Raw genomic sequence first — 19,847 nt, 5'->3', positions numbered from 1 at the left:
CAAGCGGTGATGCACCCGCCGCCGTTCCGTCACTCGTGATGCGTCTGGCCCAGCTCGAAATCGACGGGTTCAAGAGTTTCCCCGAACGCTCGGCGCTGATCTTTGACGACGGTGTAACCGCCATCGTCGGCCCCAACGGCTGCGGAAAAAGCAACGTCATCGACGCCATCACCTGGGTGCTGGGCGAGCAGAGCGCGCGCAGTCTTCGGGGTGAGCGGATGGAGGACGTCATTTTCAGCGGCAGCGACGGGCGTCGTCCGACCGCCGCCGCGGAGGTGAGGATTCAGCTCGCCAACGTCACCGCGGCCCTCGCCGCCGCAGGATCGACCCCACCGACGCCCAGGAAGACCGGTAACGGGCACTCGCTGGCCGGTTTCGAACTCGACTTCGAGGAAGAGGAAGGCCCGTTCATCACGCGCGACGTCGAAGTGGGGCGCCGGCTGTACCGCTCCGGCGAGAGTGAGTACCTCATCGATGGCCGCGTCTGCCGGCTGCGCGACGTCCAGGACCTGCTGATGGACTCCGGAGTCGGAGTCAAGGCGTATTCGGTGATAGAGCAGGGGCGGATCGGCCAGATCCTGGGCGCGCGGCCTACCGAGCGGCGACAGCTTCTCGAAGAGGCGGCCGGCGTTACCAAGTACAAGTCACGCCGCCGTTCGGCGGAGTTGAAGCTGGAAGCGGCGCATCAGAACCTGACCCGTGTCGACGACATCGTCTTCGAAGTCGAGAAGCAGCGGGTGACACTCAAGCGGCAGGCGGCGAAGGCGCGCCGCTATCGCCGGCTGCGCGAGGAATTGCGCCGCTGGCAAAAGGTTTCGTTCGCCCGGCGGAGCCGGACGCTTCAGCGCGCCGTCGATGAAGCGTCGCGCCGCCTGGAGGAGGCGACGCTTCAGGTGGAGGCCGCCAAGGCCCGGCTCGCCGAGAGGGAGAACCGGCGCGAGAAGCTGGGGCTCGAACTGGTCGAGGCGGAGCAGGCGGCGACCACGGTTCGCGAGACCGCGCACCAGCGGGAGCTTGCCATCGACCGGCGCCAGCATCAGATCGAGTTCGATGGGCGGCGCGCGGCCGAACTCGAGACAGAGCTGGCCGATGGGAAGACGGCGCTCGCCACCCTGGAGGAGAGGCTCGGACCGGTCGAGACAGAGCTGCTGACGCAGCGCGAGGCACGCGGGCGCGCAGTGACGGATCGCGACGCGGCGCTGGAGCGGCTACGTGACGCGGAGAAGGCACTGGCCCAGACCCAGCGGACCATCGATAAGCACGAGAGCGACGTGGAGGCCGCACGCAGCGAGATGTTCGCTGCCGGCAGCGCCGCCACCGTACTCCAGAACGTTGTGGATCAAGCGTCCGCGGGCTACACGCGGATCGCCGAAGCGCTGGCCAGGCTGGACGCCGAGGGGACGGATATCGCCAGCCAGACCGCGCGCGCGACGGAGCAGCGGACCGCGGCGGACGCGACCGTTGCCGAGGTGCAGGGACGCCTCGATGCGGCGCGCGCCCGCTGCCTGGAGGTGGACACGGCGCTCGCTTCGGCTCGCCGGCGCGTCGACAAAGCCAGCGCTGACCAGCGCGTGCGGGAGCGGGAGATCGCGGCGGTGCGGGCGCGGCTGGAGTCGCTGGTGCAGCTCGACGCGGCGCGGGCCGGCTACGGCGACGGCGCCCGCGCAGTACTGACAGGGAACGGGAACATCGAGCACCACGGTTCGGTGGCGGATCACCTGGAAGTGGCCGAGGCCCACGAGCGTGCGGTCGAGGCATCACTGGCCGCCTTGCTGCAGTTCGTCATCGTGCCGTCGCGCGAGGCGGCGCTGGCGGGTGTCGCTCTGGCTGAGTCGCGGCAGGCGGGCCGTTGCGGCTTTCTCATCGCCGGACCCGCCGACGCTGACGAACCGGCGCGGCCGGCGTCCGAGTGCGATGAGGCGGCCTCGCCCGCGCCCCCGCACTCGTCCCTCCGTCCGCTGACGGAGCTCGTGACGGTGACGGGTCCGGGCGCCCCGGTGGTGCGGCGCCTGCTCGCCCGCCGTTGGCTTGCCGCGTCGCTCGAAGAGGCCACCACGGCCGCGGCATGCACCGGCGATCCGATCGTCACGCCGGATGGCTTCGTCGCCCGGGGCGCCGAGCGGCTCGAGGGAGGCGGCCCTTCAGGCGCCAGCAACCTGTTGACCGCGCGGCGGGAGATCAAGGAGTTGCGCGGCCAGTTGCGGACTGCCGGGGCAGCGCTGGATCGGATCGCGGAGGAATTGACGGCGTCGGAAGCGGACGCGGTCCGGCTGAGTGAGGCGCTGACGGAAGCGCAGGACGATCGGCATGCGCTCGAGAAGGAAATGGTCGGCTGCAGGATGCAGGTCGAGCGCCTCGAAGATGAGCAGGCGCAGTTGGCGACGAGGCAGCAGGTCATCGACACCGACCGCCGCCACGTGATGGAGGAACGGAGCGGCCTGGAAGGGAAGGAATCGGAAGCGCGAGAGTCAATCCGCCGGCTCCAGGCGGAGCAGCAGTCGGCCGACGAGCGCTTCATGGCGGCGCAGGCCGGCCTGCTCGAGGCGCGCGAGACGATGGACGCGCTCACCGGGCGCGCGACTGACGAGAAGGCGGAACATGCCGCACTGGCCGAACGGGCCGAGGCTCTGGTCGCCGATGTCCGCCGCCTGGAGGATCGACTGCAGGATCTGCGCCAGCAGATCGAGGCGAGAAAGGCCGCGAACGTGCAGGCGCACGACGATCGGCGCCGGTTGCTTGCGGGTGTGCGCCGGGCGAAGGACGAGCGCGATGCCGACGTTCGTGCGCTCGACGACCTGCGCCGGGAAATCGTGCGCCTTGATGCGCGCACGAACGATCAGCATGCGAGGATTGCGAGTTGCGAAGAGGAGGTCAAGCAGGCGCGATCGGATCTCGATGCGGCGCGGGCCACGGTCTCCCGCCTGGAGGTGGCGCGTGCAACGGTGGACGCCGATGTGTCGCACCTCGCGGAAGCGTGCCGGGAGGCGCTCCAGGCGGCGCTGCCAGACGTGGTGGCCGAAGTCGTCCGAATGGAGGCCGAAGGTCCGATCGAGCCGGATCGTGCGCTTCTCCGCTCCGTCCCGACGTCCTCCGAGAGTGGCGACGACGCGGACGGTGGTGAGGAAGACGTCCCTGCCGGCGCCGCGCCCGGCGCGGATGCCGCTGGCTCGGCGGCTGACGGTGCAGACGCGGATGCGGCTGGCCTGGCGGCTGACGGTGCAGACGCGGATGCGGCCAGCCCGCCGGCCGACGCGATCGACGCGGATCGAATGGTCGATGTGCTCCGCGACAAGATCGATCGTCTCGGCCCGGTCAACATGATGGCGATCGACCAGTTCGACGAGCTGGAGGAACGGCATGCTTTCCTGACCGGGCAGCGTCAGGACCTGCTCGATTCCATAGAGGCCACCGGTGCTGCGATCGCGCGTATCGACGCCACGACGCGCGAGCGGTTCCGGGAGGCGTTTACCGCCGTCAACGACTACTTTCAGGAGACCTTCCAGACGTTGTTTGGCGGGGGACGGGCAGGGCTGGTGCTGCTCGACGAGACCGACCTGCTGGAGAGCGGCATCGACATCATCGCCCAGCCTCCGGGGAAGCGGCTCCAGAGTATCCAATTGCTGTCGGGGGGCGAGAAGGCGCTCACGGCGATGGCGTTGATGTTCGCCATCTTCCGGTACCGCCCCAGTCCCTTCTGCCTGCTCGACGAGATCGATGCGCCGCTCGACGACGCCAACATCGGTCGGTTCGTCGAGATGCTTCGTGGGTTGCTGGATCGGACGCAGTTCGTTCTGGTAACGCACAACCGGAAGACGATGGAGATCGCCGACCGGCTCTACGGTGTCACGATGGAAGAGCCCGGCGTATCGAAGCTGATCTCCGTCAAGATCCCGTGACGCGTGAATGAGAACAAGGCCGCCCGCTACCAACGCCAGGTGCGCCGCGCGCGCGCGTTGGCGGTGGCCGCCCGGACCGGTGTGTTGCTCGGAGCCATCGCGCTTGAGTTTCCGCCGCGCGGCCTCGCACCGGCACTGAGGCAGCTCCTTCCGGTGTCGCTCGCCGCCGAGCCGGCGGCCGAGGCCCTCTCCACGGTGGTCGCGGCGACCCTGGCCGCGGTCCTGCTCTGCGCCGCCGCGGAAGCGGCGGCGCTTCCGTTTGCCTGGCGCGTGGAGTTCATGCTCGAGCACCGCTACGGCCTGTCGCGCGAACGGTTACGAGACTGGCTGCGCGGGCATCTCCTGCATGCTTCGGCCCGCCGGATCGTCTGGTGGACCGTGGCCACGGGCGCCGTGTTCCTGCTGATCGCGTACCGTCCTGACGAGTGGTGGTGGTTGGCAGGCGCCGGTTTCCTGCTGGCGGCGGTGGGGCGAGCGATGCTGGCGCCACGTCTGCTTGCCCGCTGGTTGTTCGAGACCGCGCCGCTGCAACGGGTCCCCTTGCGGGAGCGCCTCGAGTTGCTTGCGGCGCGAGCCGGCGCTCCCGGCATCGACATCCGTGAATGGCGGATCGGCGGCCGGAGCGACACGGCGAACGCCGCCGTCGTGGGCGTCGGCCCGTCGCGGCGCATCCTGGTGTCCGACACGCTGCTCCAGGACTACAGCGACGCGGAGATCGAAGTGGTCGTGGCGCATGAACTGGCGCACCACGCGCACCGTGACCTCCTGCAGTCGATCGCGCTGGATGCCGTCGTCGTGACCGCGGCCTGCCTGGCGGCCCATCTGGCGCTCGCGGGACCCGGCGCCGCGGTCGGCCTGCCGGGGTTGGGCGACCCGGCGGGGCTACCGTTGATGGCGTTGATGGTAGGGGTGGTCCTGGTGGGCGCGTCGCCGCTGACCCGCGGCTTGTCTCGCTGGCACGAGCGGCGCGCCGACCGCTACGCGATTCGGATGACCGGCAACCGCGACGCGTTCCTGTCCGGCCTCCGCCGCCTGGCCGCGCAGCACCTTGCCGAAGAACGTCCGTCGCGCCTCGTGGAGTGGCTGTTCTATTCGCATCCCCCGCTTGGCGCAAGGATGGCTGCCGCGCGCCCTTCCGAAGACTGAAGCCTAGCGTCGCGCGGGTTCGCCCCGGCCCCCGTCATCCCGGCGGCGGCGCGGCCGCCGGCCCCCGCGGTCGGGGCGGTTGCCGCGGCGGTCGGGGCGGGACTGGCCGTCGCCCGACCGCTGTTCCGCGGGCTGGCCGTCGGACGACCCCTGGTCGGCTTCCGGGCCGCCCGGAAGGAGAGCCTTGCGGCTCAGGCGAACCTTGCCGGTCGGGTCGACGTTGATCACCTTGACGAGAACCTGATCGCCCTCGTTCAGTTCGCTCCGGACATCTTCCACCCGGTAGTGGGCGATCTCCGAGACGTGCAGCAGACCGTCGATGCCAGGCAGGATCTCCACGAATGCGCCGAAGTCGGTGATCCGCTGCACCTTGCCCAGGTAGGTCTTGTCCACCTCCGGACTCGCGGTCAGCTCCTCGATAATCGCGATAGCCTGCTTCGCCGCTTCCTCGTCGGAGGAGGCGACGTTGACGGTGCCATCGTCCTCGACGTCGATCTTGACGCCGGTCCGCGCCGTGATGCTGCGGATCGTCTTCCCGCCCGGGCCGATGATGTCCCGGATCTTGTCGACGGGGATCTGGAGCGTGATGATCCGCGGCGCGTGGGTCGAGATCGACTCACGCGGCGCCGCTATCGTCGCTTCCATCCGCTCGAGGATGTGCAGCCGGCCGGCTCGCGCCTGCTGCAGCGCCTCCTGCATGATGGCGGTCGTAATCCCCGACACCTTGATGTCCATCTGCAGGGCGGTGATGCCCTCGCTCGTACCCGCTACCTTGAAGTCCATGTCGCCGTAGTGGTCCTCGGCGCCGGCGATGTCCGAGAGGATCGCGTGGCGGCTGTTCGCCTCATCGAGGATGAGCCCCATGGCGATGCCCGCCACGGGACGGGTCAGCGGCACGCCCGCGTCCATCAGGGCGAGCGCGCCACCGCAGACGCTCGCCATCGACGACGAGCCGTTCGATTCCAGGATGTCGGAGACGACCCGGATCGTGTAGGGAAAGTCCTCCTCGCTCGGGACCATCGGCGTGAGGCTCCGCTCCGCCAGATGGCCATGGCCGATCTCGCGCCGGCCCGGCCCCCGCAGGAACTTCACCTCGCCGACCGAGAAGGGAGGAAAGTTGTAGTGGAGCATGAAGCGCTTGAACCGCTCGCCATCCACCTGCTCGATCTTCTGCTGATCGTCGGAAGTGCCGAGGGTGGCGGAGACGAGCGCCTGCGTTTCACCGCGCGTGAAGACCGCCGACCCATGGACCCGGGGCAGGACTCCCACTTCCGACCAGATGTCGCGCACCTGATCGAACCGGCGCCCGTCGAGGCGATGGCCCTGTTCGAGCACCTCTTCGCGCAGCACTTTTTCCTTCAGGCCCTTGAACAGCGTCTTCGCGTCGGCGCGGGCCTGGGCGTCGTCTTCCGGCATGCCGGCGAGCAGCTCGTCCTGCACCCGATCCACCTGGGCGTAGCTTTCGAGCTTGTCGGTGATCCGCATCGCTTCGGCGAGTGGCGCGAGCGCCTTCGCTTCCACGTCGGCCGCGAGCGACGGGTCGATCGTGCGCGGTTCGACGGTCGTCTTCGGCTTGCCGGCGGCCGCCGCCAGCTCCTCGATGGCGGCGACAAGCTGGCGGATGGCGGCGTGGCCCGCCTCGAGCGCGCCCAGCATCACCTCTTCGCTCACTTCCCTGGCGCCAGCCTCCACCATCACGATGGCGTCACGGCTGCCGGCGACGATCAGATCCAGTTCGCTCGCTTCCCGTTCCGGAAACGTCGGGTTGATCAGGAACTCGCCGTCGGCGCGGCCGACGCGAACCGCGGCGATCGGGTGGGCAAACGGAATGGACGAAATCGCGAGTGCGGCCGACGCGCCGGTCAGAGCCAGGACATCGGAGTCGTTCTCCGGGTCCGCCGACAGCAGGAGGGACACCACCTGGGTCTCCCGATTCCACCCCTCGGGAAAGAGCGGGCGGATTGGGCGGTCGATCAGGCGGCTGGTCAGCACCTCTTTTTCCGTCGGTTTCCCCTCGCGCTTGAAGAATCCGCCCGGGATCCGGCCGGATGCGTAGGAATACTCCCGGTAGTCGACCGTGAGCGGCAGAAAATCGATGCCCTCGCGCGCGCCCGGAGCGGCGCAGGCGGTGACGATGACGACGGTGTCGCCGAAACGAACGGTGACCGCGCCGTCGGCCTGTTTGGCCAGCTTGCCGGTCTCGATGGTCAGTGTGGATCGGCCGACGTTCACTTGGGCCGTATGCATGTACTCTGCTCCTCTGTCTGTTGAAACGGTCGCAGCCGTCAGGTTCGAGCGGGTTGTCAGTTCGGTGATGAGGCGGGCTGGCGATTCGCGCCCGGAATCGCGGAGCGCAGGCGGGGAAGCGGTCTCGATCGAGACCCGGTGGTTGCCTACTTGCGGATGCCGAGGCGCTTGATCAGCGCGGAGTAGCTCTCGGAATCCTTCCCCTTGAGATAGTCGAGAAGGCGGCGGCGGCGGCCGACCATCTGCAGCAGGCCGCGGCGCGAATGGTGATCCTTCGCGTGTGTCTTGAAGTGCTCGGTCAAGTAGCCGATCCGCTCGCTCAAGATGGCAATCTGCACCTGGGGAGACCCGGTGTCACTGTCGTGCAGCCGATACGAGCCGATCAACTCCGTCTTCCGATCCTTCGCCAGCGCCACGTCGTTTCGACTTCCTCGCTCTGTGGTCCGTCTCTCTGGTTTTTGTCCTCTGTTCGATCAGCGGATCCTACACTACAACGATCGTCGGGTGCAAAATGCGTGCCGCGTCGCTCCGCGCGATCGCCAGGAACCTCCCGTCCGCGTCATACAGCCGCGCCAGCGCCTTCCCCTCGGGCAGCGGAGTGTCGGTCCAGGCCCGATCGGACGAGACGACATCGGCCGCCGTCAGATCATTGCCGTGCCGGGCCCGGGTTACTCCGTGCGGAGTCAGGGTCAGGCGCGGCGCCTCCGGCAACAGGTCCCCGATGGGGATCAGCCGCCCGGCGACGTCCGCATCCGGCCGATCGAGTTGATCCAGGGGTATCGCGTTGTCCAGGTCGAACGTTCCGTTGCGCTCGCGCCGGAGGGCCTCCAGGCAGGCGCCGCAGCCGAGCGCGGCGCCCAGATCATGGGCGAGCGCCCGCATGTAGAAACCGGGATCGCAGGTGACCCGGCACCGGACCTGCGTCGGCGTCACGGCGAGGATGTCGAGCGCGTGGACCGTCACTTCGACCGGATCGGGCGCGACGGGCCGGTTCCGCCGGGCGAGCCGGTAGGCGCGCACGCCCTTGATCCGCTTCGCCGAATAGGGCGGCGGACACTGCAGAAACGTGCCGTTGAACGCCTCGGCGGCGCGGGCGACGGCGTCCTCCGAGGGAGGCGGAGGATCGCCTGCCGCCATCCCTTCGCGACGGTCGTCGGTGACGGCGCCGGTCATGTCGTAGGTGTCGGTTGCGACACCCAGCCGTATCAACCCGTCGTAGGTCTTGCGTCCCGGCGAAAGGAGAGAGGCGAGCCGCGTCGCCTTGCCGACGACCAGCGGCAACACGCCCGTCGCCATCGGGTCCAGGGTGCCGAGATGCCCGACGCGCCGGATGCGGGCGGCGCGGCGGACGCGCGCGACGACATCGTGCGACGTCAACCCCGTCGGCTTGTCGATTACCAGGACGCCGTCGAGCGCCTGGCCCTGCGGGCCGGTCATGCGTCCGATCCGGTCGTGGCGGCCGCGTCGATGGCCGCGACTGTGCGCGCGACGGCAATCGGCGTCTCGATGGCCGGGGCCTCCAGCGTGCAGCCGGCCGCGTTCCGGTGTCCGCCGCCGCCGAACGCCGCGGCAACGGACCGGACATCGACCGGTCCCTTCGAACGGAAACTGAGGCGGGTGACCCCGTCGAGCGTCTTGACCATGATCACGGCCTGGATAGCCCGCGCCGCGAGCGGCATGTTGATCACCCCGTCCAGGTCGTCGGGTGGACAGCCGGTCTCGCGGATCAACGCGTCGTCCAGGACCAGCAGGGCCAAGCGGCCATCGCCCTCCAGGCGCATCGTGTCGAGCAGGCGTCCGGTCAGGCGAACCTTGCCGAGCGTGCTGCTCTGGTACACCTCCGCCGCGACCCGCGCGACATCGACTCCGCACGCGGCAACCCGCCGGCAGATGTCGAACGTCCGGGCCGTCATGTTCCCATGGCGGAAGCCGCCCGTATCGGTCAGGATGCCGGTGTAGAGGGCGGCGCCAATCGGAGGCGTCAACCCGACCTCGAGCCTGGCGATCAGGTCATGCACCAGTTCGGCGCAGGCGGCGGCGCTCGGGTCGAACCAGTTCACGGCGCCGTAACCCGTGTTGCCGACGTGGTGATCGATGTTCAGCACGGGCTGCCGACCCAATCCGGCCACCTCGGTCCGATCGAGCGTTCCGCACTCGAGGATCACGGCGGCGTCGAATCGGCCCGACGGTTCCGGCAGCGCGTCGGTCACCTCGATCCGGTCGGCCCCCGGCAGGGTCGCGAGATACGCCGGAGGCGGGTCGTGGTTGACGATCCGGACCGTCTTGCCGAGCGTGTCGAGGGCATGCGCCAGCGCGAGCTGCGAGCCAATGGAATCGCCGTCGGGCCGGGCGTGCGACGAGAGCACGAAGCGCCGGCCCGCCCGGACGGCATCGACCATCTGCGTCAGCGGATCAGGAGCCATCGGTCTTGTCGTCGCCGGTGTCGGATGGAGCCGCGTCGCGCTCGCGCTCCAGATCGTCGAAGATGCGCGCAATCCGGTCCTGCTGTTCCGCCGAGTTGTCGTGCAGGAACTGCAGGTCGGGCGCGCGGCGGAGTTGCAGCCGTTCACTCACCGCACGGCGGAGAAACGGTCGCGCCCGCCTGAGCCCGCGTGCGACGTCGCGGCGGTCGGCGCTGTCCGCGACCGTGTAATACACACGGGCGATCTGCAGGTCGGGAGTCATGCGGACCAGGGTGATGATGACGCCCGCCACGCCGGGGTCGCGGACGGATCGGGTGAGCAGCGTGCTCAGTTCCTCTCGCACGCGCTCGGCGACGCGCAGCGTCCGCGTACCGTGCGCCACGGTCAGACGGTGGCGGCCACCTTCTCGACGGTGAACGATTCGATTACGTCGCCCACCTTCACGTCAGCGTACTTCTCGAACGCGATGCCGCACTCGAGGCCGTTCTTGACCTCGTTGACGTCGTCCTTGAATCGCCGCAGGGATCCGATCCTGCCCTCGTACACGACCACGCCGTCCCGGACCAGCCGGGCCTGGGCATCGCCCGACCGCGTGATCATGCCGTCCGTTACCAGGCAGCCTGCCGCGGTGCCGAACTTGGGAACCTTGAAGGTCTGCCGCACTTCCGCGGCGCCGAGCTGGGTTTCCTTGGTTGTCGGCTCCAGCATGCCGGCCAGCGCCTTCTTCAACTCGTCCGTCACGTCGTAGATGACGGAGTGGAGCCGCAGGTCGACCCCTTCGCGTTCCACCGCCGTGGTCGCGTTCCGGTCCGGCCGGACATTGAAGCCGACGATGACGGCGTTCGATGTGGAGGCGAGCAGGACGTCCGACTCGCTGATCGCCCCGACGCCGGTGTGGATGACGCGCGTCTTCACTCGTTCGTCGCCGAGCTTGCCGAGCGAGTCGGCCAGCACTTCGGCCGACCCCTGCACGTCGGCCTTGATGACGATGGGGAGCTCCTTGGCGGTGCCCGCTTCGAGCTGTTGCTGCAACGACTCGAGCGTCAGCCGCTGGCCCCGTCCGCCGAGCGCCTTTTCCTTGGCGTGCGTCTGGCGGAGGAGCGCGATCTGCCGTGCCTTGGCCGCGTCGGCGACCGCCTGGAACGCGTCGCCCGGCTGCGGGAGCGCCGTCAGCCCCAGCACCTCCACCGGGCTGGAAGGCCCGACCTCACGGGTCGTCTGGCCCAGATCGTCATGCAGCGCGCGCACCTTGCCGACGACGATGCCGGCGATGAAGTTGTCGCCGACGCTGAGCGTGCCGTCCTGGACCAGAACGGTGGCGACCGGACCACGGCCCCGGTCCACCTTCGCCTCCAGCACGGTGCCGGTGGCGGTCCGCTTCGGGTTCGCCTTGGTCTCCTCCAGCTCGGTCACGAGCAGGATCATCTCGAGCAGGCCATCCAGGTTCTGTTTCTTCTTCGCGGATACCGGGACGGTCACCGTGGTCCCGCCCCAGTCCTCCGGCGCCAGGTCACGCTCCGCCAGCTCCTGCTTGACGCGGTCCGGGTTGGCGTCCGACTTGTCGATCTTGTTGATGGCGACGATGATCGGCACCTCGGCGGCTCTCGCGTGATCGATCGCCTCCTGGGTCTGCGGCATCACGCCGTCGTCAGCCGCCACGACCAGAACGACGATGTCGGTCACCTGCGCGCCGCGTGCCCGCATCAGCGTAAACGCCTCGTGACCCGGCGTATCGAGGAAGACGATGCGCCGCTTGTTGATCTCGACCGCGTAGGCGCCGATGTGCTGCGTGATGCCGCCCGCTTCCCCTTCCGCCACCTTCGTTTCCCGGATGGCGTCGAGCAGCGTCGTCTTGCCGTGGTCGACGTGTCCCATGACGGTGACGACCGGTGCGCGGGTCACCAGATCCTCCGGGTTCGCCTCCTCGGCTTCGATCACACCCATCTCTTCCTCGAAGGTGCGCATCGTGACGTCCGCCCCGAACTCGCGAGCGATCGTCGTCGCCGTTTCCTCGTCGAGCGTCGTGTTGATGGTCATCATCACGCGCCGCTCGATCAGCTTCTTGAGGATGTCCTTGGGTGTCACCTCCAGGCGCTCGGCCAGGTCCTTCACCGTCATGCCCTCGGTGACGGTGATGGTGCGGGTGACGGGGGGCGGCGGCGCCGGCGCGGCCGGCGTCGAGGCGGCGCGCGCACGCCGGTACTGCGAGCGGCGTCCGCCCGGACGATGATGCGGCCGGGGTGGCGGACGATAACCGCCGACCGCCGGCCGGGGCGGCAGAGGTCGAACTGCCGGCGGCCTGACCGGCTGGGCCGGAATCGTGCGCGCCGTCCCGGCCGGGGCGGCGCTCGGCTGCACCGGGGGTCGCGCGACCCGTCTCGGTTCCTCCACCCGCAGGCGGAGCTTCGGGGGTACGGCGCGGCCGGTGGGGCGGGCCGGCTGCGCGAGCGGTGCTCTTCCGGCCGCCACGCGAGCCGCCGGGGCCGCCGATGCGGCAGCGGCGGCAGCCGGTGGCGCGATCGCCGGTGGCGCGACCGCCGCCGGCGGGGCCGCAGGGGGTTCGGAAACCGCCGGAACGGCCTCCGGTGGACTCGCCGCGGCGGCTGGCGTTGCGGCCTCGGAGGCCGGCGACGCGGCGACGGGAGCCTCGGAGGCTGGTGTGCTCGCCGCGGCGGCAGGTGGCGCACCGGCCGGTGGAGCGGCGGCGGGCGGCGTAGCGGTTGCGGGCGGCGCGGCGGCTGCGGCCGGCGGCGCCGGTTGCCCGTCCGCCTCGGTCGCCGGTGCGGGTTCCGGAGCCGTGGCGGCGGGGACGATCTTCTCGGGCCGGACCGGAGTCGGCTCAGCGTCGGTTTCCACCTGCAGCCGCAGGCGTCCACCGGCCGCGAAGTGCTTCTTCGGAGGGGTTTTCTTCGGCGCTACGGCAGGCGGAGCCTCTGCCTCCGCGGGCGCCGTCGAGGCCGCTTCCGACGGTTGGGCTGCGGCTACATCCTCGGCTGGCGTCTCTTCCTCAACCGGCTTGGGCTTGGGTACCTTGACCAGCCGCGGCTTGCCGAGGGCAGGTCTCGGGGCGGGCGCCGGCTCCGCCTTGCCTTTGGCCCCCTTCCTGCCTTTCGTCGCCGGCTTCTGTTGAAAGAGCGGGCCGTCCGGCAGGGCGACGTTCCGTTCTCTGGCGATGCGCTTGCAGAACTGCGTAGCGACGATCTCTTCCACCGTGCTCGATGCGCTCTTCGCCTCGATGCCGAGCTCGCGGAGCAACTCGACCACTTCCTGGGTCTCGATGCCCAGTTCCCGCGCGATGAGGAAGAGTCGAATCATGGAGATTTCCGGATATCAGTTCGCTGTCGTGGTTCTCTACTCGGCTCCGCTATCACCTACGGCTTCCGCCGCCGCCCGCTCCGCGGCGTCAACCTGCTCCCGCACGGCGGTCCGGAGCGCGGTCGCCGTCGCGTTGTCCACGCCCGCCACGTCAGCCAGGGTGGAGATTTCGACCTCCAGCAGGCGCTCGGCGGTGTCCAGCCCCGCTTCGCTCAACGCGATCAACTGGGCCTCGGTCAACCCCGGAAGCGTGAGCGCCGCCTCACCCTCCTCGAGATCATCGAATCGCGCTTCCACTTCCTGCCGCTTCTGACTCTCGCTCTTGATATCGATGCGCCAACCGGTCAGCCGGGCGGCGAGCCGGACGTTCTGTCCCTTCCGGCCAATCGCGAGCGAGGTCTGGCTCTCGTCCACCAGCACTTCGATGGCCGGGTCCGCGCCCGCGACCACGCTCACGCGCTGGGTCCGCGCCGGACTGAGGGCGTTGGTGACGAACGTGGCGGGGTCGTCCGACCATTCGACGATGTCGATCTTCTCGCCACGCAGTTCGCGGATGATTCCCTGCACCCGCGTTCCCTTCATGCCGACGCACGCGCCGACCGCGTCGATGTCCCGTTCCGTCGTGTGGACCGCCACCTTCGCCCGCTCGCCCGCCTCGCGGACGGCGCCCATGATGTTGACGATGCCGTCGTAGATCTCCGGCACTTCCTGCCGGAACAACTGCACGAGCAGGGCCGGATCGGTCCGCGACAGAATGACCTGCGGCCCCTTCGCGTTCTTGTTCACCTCGCGAATGACAGCGCGGATTCGGTCGCCGACGCTGTAGTTCTCCGCGCGTGACTGCTCTCTGCGCGGAAGCAGCGCCTCCAGCCTTCCCGCCTCGACGACGATGTCGCCGTTCTCGAACCGCTTGACGACGCCGCCGATCACTTCCCCCACCTGGTCGTGGTACTCGTCGTAGATGTTGTCCCGCTCAGCGTCCCGTACCTTCTGCGTCAGCACCTGCTTGGCCGTCGACGCGGCAATGCGCCCGAGGACGTCGGTCGGTTCCGGGAACTCGATCTCCATGTCGACTTCCGCTTCCTCGCCGTACAGATCCTGCGCCTCGGCAAGCGAGATCTCGTTCACGGCGTCTTCGACGGTGTCGACGATGCGGCGCACGGAGAAGAGCTCGACCACCCCCGTCTCCGGGTTGAACCGGGTGCGCAAGACCTGGTTCTCGTCGAAGTGGCGGCGCGACGCGGTAAGCAGGGCGTCCTCGATGGCCGCGATGATCACGTCGGGTTCGACCCCTTTCTCCTTCGCGGCCGCCTCGATCATCTGCCGGTTCAATGTGCTCATCGTGCGGTTCCCGTTACACGTCCACTTCCAGCCGGGCACGCGTCACGAGCGACCACGGAATTCGGTAGGTTCGCCTGCCGGCGCTTACTACCACGCGAGGCTCCGGCCCAGGCGCGTCTCCGTCTCCCGTTCCATCCTCCGTTGCGGCATTGTCAACCGTTTCGATGCCAGCGATTCGGCCCAGAACGAACCGCTGACCCTGCACCGACTCCGATGTCACGAACCGCGCCAGCCGGCCCCGAAACCGCCGGCAGTCGGCCACGTGCCGTAACGGGCGATCCAGACCCGGCGACGACACCTCCAGCGTGTACGCCTGATCGAACGTGAACTCCGCATCGAGCACAACGCTCAGGTCGCGGCTCACGCGCTGGCAATCGTCCACGGTCACACCTTCCGCCGCGCTGTCCGTCGCTCCGCCTCCTGCCCGTTTCGGGGCGTCGGCTGTCTCGCCTGCCTCCTGTGGCACCCGATCAATCATGATCCGCAGCACCCAGCCGATTGCCTCACGCCGGAACTGGACATCGAACAACTCCAGCCCGAAGTCCCGGGCGATTCTCGCCGCCACCGTCCGCACGCGCGCCACCCGATCCTCGCGGGTCATCGCCGTGCTTCGTCTCCCGAACCGCTGTTACCTCCGTGCAAAGCTCCCCAAACGAAAAGAAGTGGGCGAAACGCCCACTTCTTGGAGGGACTTCGCTGCGTACAATCAGTGACTATAGCACGCTCCAAAGCGGGGCTGCAACCGGCGCGGGCGCCCGTACGCGGGGTCAGTTCGCGCCGTTCCAAGCCGCGAAAAACGGACTCCTGGCAGGCCGCGGCGGGGTTCTCAGCACCGGCTGCTACGGAGTCAGCCGGTAGAGCATCCGCGGGAACGGAATTGTCTCCCGGACGTGCTCGATCCCGCAGATCCAGGCGACCATCCGTTCAATCCCCATGCCGAAGCCGGCGTGCGGGACGGTGCCGTAACGGCGCAGGTCGAGGTACCACTCGAACGACTCTTGGGGCAGATCGTGCGCGCGGATGCGCTCGAGCAGCAGGTCGAGATCGTCGAGGCGCTCGCCGCCGCCGACGATTTCGCCGTAGCCCTCCGGCGCGAGCAGGTCAACGGAGAGAGAGAGCTCCGGGCGGCCGGGATCGGGCTTCATGTAGAACGCCTTGATTGCGCTCGGGAACCGCTGGATGGCGACGGGCTGATCGAAGTGCTCGGCAAGCGCCGTTTCGTCCGGTCCGCCGAAGTCGCCTCCCCACTCGAACGGGAGTCCGCGTCCCTTCAGAATGGCGACCGCCTCGTCGTACGAGATGCGGGGGAATGGCGTGCGGACGCGTTCGAGCGCTGCGGTGTCGCGTTCGAGGATGTCAAGTTCCGCGCGGCGCTGGTCGAGCACCCGCGCCACCACCGCCGCCACCAGCGCCTCGGCCAGGTCCGTGGCGTCGTCCAGCGTGGCGTAGGCCATCTCCGGCTCCACCATCCAGAACTCCGTCAGGTGCCGCCGGGTCTTCGATTTCTCGGCGCGGAAGGTCGGACCGAAGCAGTACACCTTGCCGAGCGCCATCGCCGTTGCCTCGACGTAGAGCTGGCCGCTCTGCGTCAGGTACGCGGTCCGATCCTCGAAGTACTGCACGGGGAAGAGCGTCGTCGTCCCTTCGCACGCGGCGGGGGTGAAGATCGGCGTGTCCGTCAGCACGAAGCCCTGGGTGTTGAGATAGTCGCGAATCGCGTCGATCACTTCGTGCCGCACTCGGAGGATTGCCGCCTGCCGCCGGCTCCGGATCCAGAGATGCCGCCGGTCGAGCAGGTAGTCGACGCCGTGCTCCTTCGGTGTAATGGGATAGTCGGACGACCGGCCGACGACGTCGAGCCCCGTGACGTCGAGCTCGTAGCCGCCGGGGGCACGGTCGTCCTTCCGCACGACACCGGTCACGACGATCGACGTTTCCTGCCCCAGGTGGTCCGCCTGCTGGAAGGTCTCGTCGCCGACCGCCCGCTTCGACATCACCGCCTGCACCAGACCGGTGCCGTCGCGCACGGTGAGGAAGTGGATTCTGCCGCTCGACCGGCGGCTCTGCAGCCAGCCTCGCAGGGTCACCGTGTCGCTGACGTGATCGGCGATGCAGGCGATGGTGGTAGTGGTGGCGCTCATGGGTGTCGGGTGAACTCAGTGTACTCGGAGCCGAGGTCGCCGCACGCCCGCAGAACGCGGCTCCTCATTCGGTTGCCGCCAGGCGGTCGAGACGTCCGGACCAGCCGAGGATGCGCTCGTCGGCGGTCACCAGCCGGTGGCCATCCAGCGCCGTAGCCACAATCAGGCGGTCGGCCGGGTCGGCATGGAAATCGGGCAGACTGACGGCGCGGATGCCGAGTTCTCCATCCACCGGGATTTCGATCATTCCCTGTTGCAGTTGTTCCCGGCGCCACGGACCGACGTCTCCAGGGAGTCGGATTCTGCCCCTTTCCCGAAGCAACGCTACTTCCCAGAACGAGATCGCGGAGACGGCAAGTTCGCCGTTCTTCCAGGCCCGATCGATCGCGCGCCGGGCAATGGGCCCCAACCGTCGTTCACCGACCCGCATCCACAGCATGACATGCGTATCGAGGAGAATCATCCGTCAGCATCCCCGTAAGTGACGGCCTCCCACTCGACATCCAGCGGCTCGATGATGTCGCCAAGAATCGCGATCTTCCCCTTGTCGATGCCGAACAAACTCCTCGGTCTTGTGCGGTAGGGCGCCAGTCGCGCCACCGGCCGACCGTTCTTGGAGATGACGATCTCCTGGCCGGAAGCCGCCACCTCGTCCATCAGCTTCAGGCACCGGGCCTTGAATTCGGATGCCTTGATCGTTTGCGTGCCGACCGTCTTGGCGTCAGACATGGTCTTGAACCGTTCGGCTCCCGTTCCGTTGCCGCGGTCCCATTGTAACCATGGTCATGACCATGGTCAAATCAGGCGACCCCGGCGTCCCCGTCGAGGAGCGGCACGAGCAGGTCACGAAGGCGTTGCCGGTCGGGATCGAGTTCCAGTGCTCCCCGTGCGTAGTGGAGTGCGCGATGGGCGGCGCCGGCGTATCGGTCGTTGTGGCGGACGGTTATCTGGTAGCCGAACGTGCCGAGCGCCTTGAGGCTGCGCTGCACGGTGGTCCGGATGAAGCGCCGGCGCAGCGCGGCGCCGTCGGTCACGCCCATCGACTGCCGGTAGTGATCCAGACAGCGATCGATCACCGCGCCGTCGAGCTCCACGTACGCGTCGCGCAGGAGTGAAACCAGGTCGTAGGTGTCGGGCCCCATGCGCGCATCCTGGAAGTCGATCACGTAGAGGCGGTCCGCGTGGAGCATCAGGTTGCGGCTGTGAAAGTCGCGGTGGCAGAGGACCCGCGGCTCGGCCGCCATCTGTTCCGCGAGCGTCCGGAATTCCCCGGCGAGCGCGTCACGCAGCGCCGGCGCCAGCGCGAGCCGCCGGTACCCGTCGAGGTAGTGCTCCCGGAAGAACTGCAGCTCCCAGGTGAGCTTCTCGATATCGAAGGCCAGACGGAAAGGAAGCGCGTCGGGCCGGCGAATCCGCGGCCCTCCCTGTTGCAGCGCCACGACGAGATCGACCGCATCCCGGTACCACGCGTCACGCCTGTCGGACGACGCCGCGGCGAGCGCCGCTTCGAGCGTCGCATCGCCGAGGTCCTCGAGAACGACGATGCCCAGTTCGGCGTCGGCTCCCAGCGTGTCCGGGACCGGAACCGGCACCTCACGCAACAGCGCCGCGACGGTCACGAGCGGCAGCTCGGCGGGGCGGATGGGCCCGGCGTGGACCACCAGGATGCGCGTCGTCCCATCGGGTGGCGCGATGCGGACGAAGCACCGGTCGGAGGCGTCCCCCGCGAGTCGAGTCACCGTTGTGGCGGCCGGCAGGCCGGCGCGGGCGATCCAGGTTCGCGCCCGCGCTTCCACATCGGCCCAGGCGGGCGGAGCGCCGGGTCCCGCTGACGTCGTCTCAGGCATCGATCGGGAAGGCAACCGCGTCGCCGATGGGTTGTCCGTCGTGCCTTCCGGACGCACGGGCCGCCGCCGAGGTCACCACGACGCGGCGCGCGAGATTGGCGCCGTCCGGCAGCGACACGTCGTCGGCGACGATGCACTCGTGCAGCCGGCATCCCGGGCCGATCGTGACGCGGTCCCAGATGGCGCAGCGCGTCAAGGATGCCGACGAATCGACAACAGATCCGGCGCCTGCGACGGCGGGTTCGTCCAGTGCGAGCGCGAGCGCGAGCGACGCCGCGAGGTAGTCGGCCGGCGTGCCGACGTCGAAAAACCGCCCCTCCACCCGGTGCGTCCGGATGGCGCCGGTCGGGCGGCCGCCGCCGTTCAACAGCATCCGGTCATACACCTCGCCGATTGTCGCGGCCGGCACCCCCGCCGGCAGGTCGGCGAATACCGAGGCCTCGGCCACCTGGACGCCGATGAAATGGTCCGACGGCGGACCACCGGCCCGGCTGAAGGCGAGGGCGCGGTCGTCGTGGTCCGAGACCACGCCGCCGTAGCGCGCCGGATCGGGATGCGGCATCACCGCCAGCGTTACGGCGGCGCCCGATCGGGCGTGCGCGGCGACCAGACCGGCAAGCGCCTCGGCCGCGAGGTCGGCCAGCGTGTCGCCGTTGACGATGAGGAGCCGGGGGCCGAGCAGCGGCAGCGCCTGCCGGGGCCCGCCCGCGGACCCCAGAATCCGTGGCTCCCAGGAATACCGGACGCGGATTCCGGACGCTTCGCCGCAACCGACGGCGCCGGTGATCGTCTCGGGCCGGTGATGCAGATTGAGCACCGCGTCGGTGACCCCTGCGCGGGCGAGTCCGTCCAGTATGCGCAGGACGATCGCCCGCCCGGCGACCGGCGCGGCCGGCTTCGCACGGACGGAAGTAAGGGGCTGCAGCCGCGTCCCGAGCCCGGCGGTCAGGACGAGAGCGGGCGGGAGAGCGGGAGGGGAGGCCATTGCTGCCGAGGACGTCAGTCGAACACCATGTCGTCGACCGGACGGCCGCGCGCGCCGCAATAGTCTTCCCAGAGGCCGCGGTAGGAGGCGTTGATGTAGTCCTCCGTGTCCCGCCCCAACGCGAGGGCCAGCGCCGTGACGCTCGCCTCGTCGCCTTCGAGCTCCACGTAGACGCCGGCGGGCGTCTCGTCGATCGCGACAACGGCGCTGCCACAATCGAACTCCTGGCGGTACTTCTGGTAGCGCCAGATCACCTCGAAGCCTGCCGCTTCCAGGACCGCCAGCATCTCCTCCCCGTCGGCGACCGCGGTTTCCCGCTCCTCGCGCACCTTCATGACATCCGGTTGCGGCGGCCCCTTGAAGGTGACCGCCGCCGTTGCGGCGGCGCGGCCGCCCGTCTCACCGCCGCCGTCCCCCCCCCCCCCCGGGGGCGGCGGGGGGGGGGCCCGCCCGGGGGGGGGGGGCGGGGGGCGGCGGGGGGGGGCCGGGGGGGGGGGGGCGGGGGG

General features: G+C 69.2%; 16 protein-coding genes. 2 read left to right on the top strand and 14 right to left on the bottom strand.

The annotated features are described in order from the left end of the window. Nucleotides 1-38 precede the first annotated feature (38 nt). A complete protein-coding gene (smc, locus tag F4Y45_17280; GenBank protein MXY26258.1) occupies nucleotides 39-3,896 on the top strand; it encodes a chromosome segregation protein SMC in 3,858 nt (1,285 codons plus the stop codon). A 3-nt stretch (nucleotides 3,897-3,899) separates the two neighbouring features. After that, nucleotides 3,900-5,042 (top strand): M48 family metalloprotease, encoded by a 1,143-nt coding sequence (locus F4Y45_17275; GenBank protein MXY26257.1) that lies wholly within the window; start codon nucleotides 3,900-3,902, stop codon nucleotides 5,040-5,042. A gap of 3 nt (nucleotides 5,043-5,045) precedes the next feature. On the opposite strand, the gene pnp is transcribed toward F4Y45_17275, so the two are convergent. The 14 genes from pnp to F4Y45_17205 all read right to left on the bottom strand — a co-directional run. Continuing rightward, a complete protein-coding gene (gene pnp, locus F4Y45_17270; GenBank protein ID MXY26256.1) occupies nucleotides 5,046-7,289 on the bottom strand; it encodes a polyribonucleotide nucleotidyltransferase in 2,244 nt (747 codons plus the stop codon). 146 nt (nucleotides 7,290-7,435) lie between these two features. Then, on the bottom strand, nucleotides 7,436-7,705 hold the full coding sequence (gene rpsO / locus F4Y45_17265; protein MXY26255.1) for a 30S ribosomal protein S15: 270 nt from the start codon (nucleotides 7,703-7,705) through the stop codon (nucleotides 7,436-7,438). Between the two features lie 67 nt (nucleotides 7,706-7,772). Continuing rightward, a complete protein-coding gene (gene truB / locus F4Y45_17260) occupies nucleotides 7,773-8,726 on the bottom strand; it encodes a tRNA pseudouridine(55) synthase TruB (protein MXY26254.1) in 954 nt (317 codons plus the stop codon). Further along, nucleotides 8,723-9,712 carry a bifunctional oligoribonuclease/PAP phosphatase NrnA gene (locus F4Y45_17255; GenBank protein ID MXY26253.1) on the bottom strand — a complete coding sequence of 330 codons (990 nt, stop codon included), beginning with the start codon at nucleotides 9,710-9,712 and terminating at the stop codon, nucleotides 8,723-8,725. The genes truB and F4Y45_17255 overlap by 4 nt, the downstream gene beginning before the upstream one ends. Next, complete coding sequence (gene rbfA / locus F4Y45_17250; GenBank protein MXY26252.1) at nucleotides 9,702-10,133, bottom strand: 30S ribosome-binding factor RbfA; 432 nt, start codon at nucleotides 10,131-10,133, stop codon at nucleotides 9,702-9,704. Before rbfA ends, F4Y45_17255 begins: the two co-directional genes overlap by 11 nt. Continuing rightward, on the bottom strand, nucleotides 10,097-13,033 hold the full coding sequence (infB, locus tag F4Y45_17245; GenBank protein ID MXY26251.1) for a translation initiation factor IF-2: 2,937 nt from the start codon (nucleotides 13,031-13,033) through the stop codon (nucleotides 10,097-10,099). Before infB ends, rbfA begins: the two co-directional genes overlap by 37 nt. Nucleotides 13,034-13,063: 30 nt before the next feature. Beyond that, complete coding sequence (nusA, locus tag F4Y45_17240) at nucleotides 13,064-14,368, bottom strand: transcription termination/antitermination protein NusA (GenBank protein ID MXY26250.1); 1,305 nt, start codon at nucleotides 14,366-14,368, stop codon at nucleotides 13,064-13,066. Between the two features lie 13 nt (nucleotides 14,369-14,381). Then, nucleotides 14,382-14,969 carry a ribosome maturation factor RimP gene (locus tag F4Y45_17235; protein MXY26249.1) on the bottom strand — a complete coding sequence of 196 codons (588 nt, stop codon included), beginning with the start codon at nucleotides 14,967-14,969 and terminating at the stop codon, nucleotides 14,382-14,384. A gap of 238 nt (nucleotides 14,970-15,207) precedes the next feature. Further along, a complete protein-coding gene (gene asnS, locus F4Y45_17230) occupies nucleotides 15,208-16,509 on the bottom strand; it encodes an asparagine--tRNA ligase (GenBank protein MXY26248.1) in 1,302 nt (433 codons plus the stop codon). A gap of 64 nt (nucleotides 16,510-16,573) precedes the next feature. Beyond that, entirely contained in the window at nucleotides 16,574-16,972 is a 399-nt protein-coding gene (locus tag F4Y45_17225) for a type II toxin-antitoxin system VapC family toxin (GenBank protein ID MXY26247.1), read from the bottom strand. Continuing rightward, entirely contained in the window at nucleotides 16,969-17,238 is a 270-nt protein-coding gene (locus tag F4Y45_17220) for a type II toxin-antitoxin system prevent-host-death family antitoxin (protein ID MXY26246.1), read from the bottom strand. Before F4Y45_17220 ends, F4Y45_17225 begins: the two co-directional genes overlap by 4 nt. Nucleotides 17,239-17,309: 71 nt before the next feature. Then, nucleotides 17,310-18,356 carry a phosphotransferase gene (locus tag F4Y45_17215; GenBank protein MXY26245.1) on the bottom strand — a complete coding sequence of 349 codons (1,047 nt, stop codon included), beginning with the start codon at nucleotides 18,354-18,356 and terminating at the stop codon, nucleotides 17,310-17,312. Further along, a complete protein-coding gene (locus F4Y45_17210) occupies nucleotides 18,349-19,341 on the bottom strand; it encodes an NTP transferase domain-containing protein (protein MXY26244.1) in 993 nt (330 codons plus the stop codon). Before F4Y45_17210 ends, F4Y45_17215 begins: the two co-directional genes overlap by 8 nt. 14 nt (nucleotides 19,342-19,355) lie before the next feature. Beyond that, on the bottom strand, nucleotides 19,356-19,847 hold a 492-nt coding region (locus F4Y45_17205; protein ID MXY26243.1), incomplete at its 5' end, for a class IV adenylate cyclase.

The sequence above is a fragment of the Acidobacteriota bacterium genome (genome assembly GCA_009838525.1).
Lineage (GTDB): Bacteria > Acidobacteriota > Vicinamibacteria > Vicinamibacterales > UBA8438 > VXRJ01.
This window is presented reverse-complemented; position numbering and strand designations above follow the sequence as displayed.